General features: G+C 72.4%; 2 protein-coding genes. Both read left to right on the top strand.

Annotation, left to right across the window (positions count from 1 at the left end):
- Window positions 1-249 (top strand): TIGR04338 family metallohydrolase (locus tag Q2100_RS31415; RefSeq protein ID WP_302917148.1); only part of this gene is annotated, 249 nt, incomplete at its 5' end.
- 43 nt (window positions 250-292) lie between these two features.
- Window positions 293-919, top strand: a complete 627-nt coding sequence (locus Q2100_RS31410; RefSeq protein WP_407667736.1) for an O-methyltransferase — start codon at window positions 293-295, stop codon at window positions 917-919.
- The last annotated feature ends 132 nt before the right edge of the window (window positions 920-1,051 follow it).

Here is a 1,051-nt window from a genome sequence, read left to right as displayed (position 1 = left end):
GTCACCGCCGCCCACTACGAGCGCACCGGCGCCGGCGCCGTCATCGCGGTGCCCGAGCGGCAGAGCACCTGGGCGCTGCGGGAACTGGTGGTGCTGCACGAGATCGCGCACCACCTGTGCGACGCCGAGCCGCCGCACGGGCCGCAGTTCGTCGCCACCTACTGCGCGCTCACCGAGGCCGTGATGGGCCCGGAGGTCGGCCATGTGCTGCGGGTCGTGTACGCCAACGAGGGGGTGCGGTTCGGCTAACGTGTGGCCGGTGACCGAGCCGGATCCACGCGCCGTCGACGAGATGTTCACCGCGCTGCTGCACACCGAGGACGACGCGCTGATCGCCGCGAGGGAGTCGGCGAGCGCGGCGAACATGCCGGCGATCGAGGTGTCGGCGCAGCACGGGGCGCTGCTGCGACTTCTCACGGCGATCAGCGGAGCGCACCGCGTTCTCGAGATCGGCACGCTCGCCGGCTACAGCACCATCAATTTGGCCCGCGGTGTCGGGGCGGGCGGACACGTCGTCACGCTGGAATTCGAACCCGCGCACGCCGAGGTGGCGCGGGCCAACCTCGCCCGCGCCGGCGTCGCCGACCGGGTCGAGGTGATCGTCGGCGCCGCCCTGGACACCCTGCCCACGCTCGCCGGCGGTGACCCGTTCGACCTGGTGTTCATCGACGCCGACAAGGAGAACAACGTCGCCTATGTCGAGTGGGCGGTCCAGCTCGGCCATCCGGGTTCGGTCATCGTGGTCGACAACGTCACCCGGATGGGCCGGGTGCTGGACCCCGCGCCCGACGACCGGCAGGCCCGCGCGGTACGCGACATGCTCGAGATGATCGGCGACCACCCGCGGCTGGACGCCGCTGCGATCCAGACGGTCGGCACCAAGAACTGGGACGGCTTCGCTGTCGCGGTGGTCGTCTAGCCGCAGTACATCCAGCGGAGGCGTCAGGGAGTGCAGATGGGTCCGACGCACGCGCCGGCCCCGCCCGGTCCCGCACCCGCCTCGGCCCCCGGGACCTGGACAGTCGCGCCACCGGGACCCGCGCCGGCGTCG

This window comes from Mycolicibacterium arseniciresistens, from assembly GCF_030519285.1.
GTDB classification, from domain to species: Bacteria; Actinomycetota; Actinomycetes; order Mycobacteriales; family Mycobacteriaceae; genus Mycobacterium; species Mycobacterium arseniciresistens.
The sequence above is the reverse complement of the archived record's forward strand: the minus strand, read 5'-3'. Positions and strand labels throughout refer to the sequence as shown.

What these genes read in the sequence shown, in the direction of transcription:
- Q2100_RS31410 (WP_407667736.1), top strand. Translation starts at nt 293, where the DNA reads ATGTTCACCGCGCTGCTGCACACCGAGGACGACGCGCTGATCGCCGCG.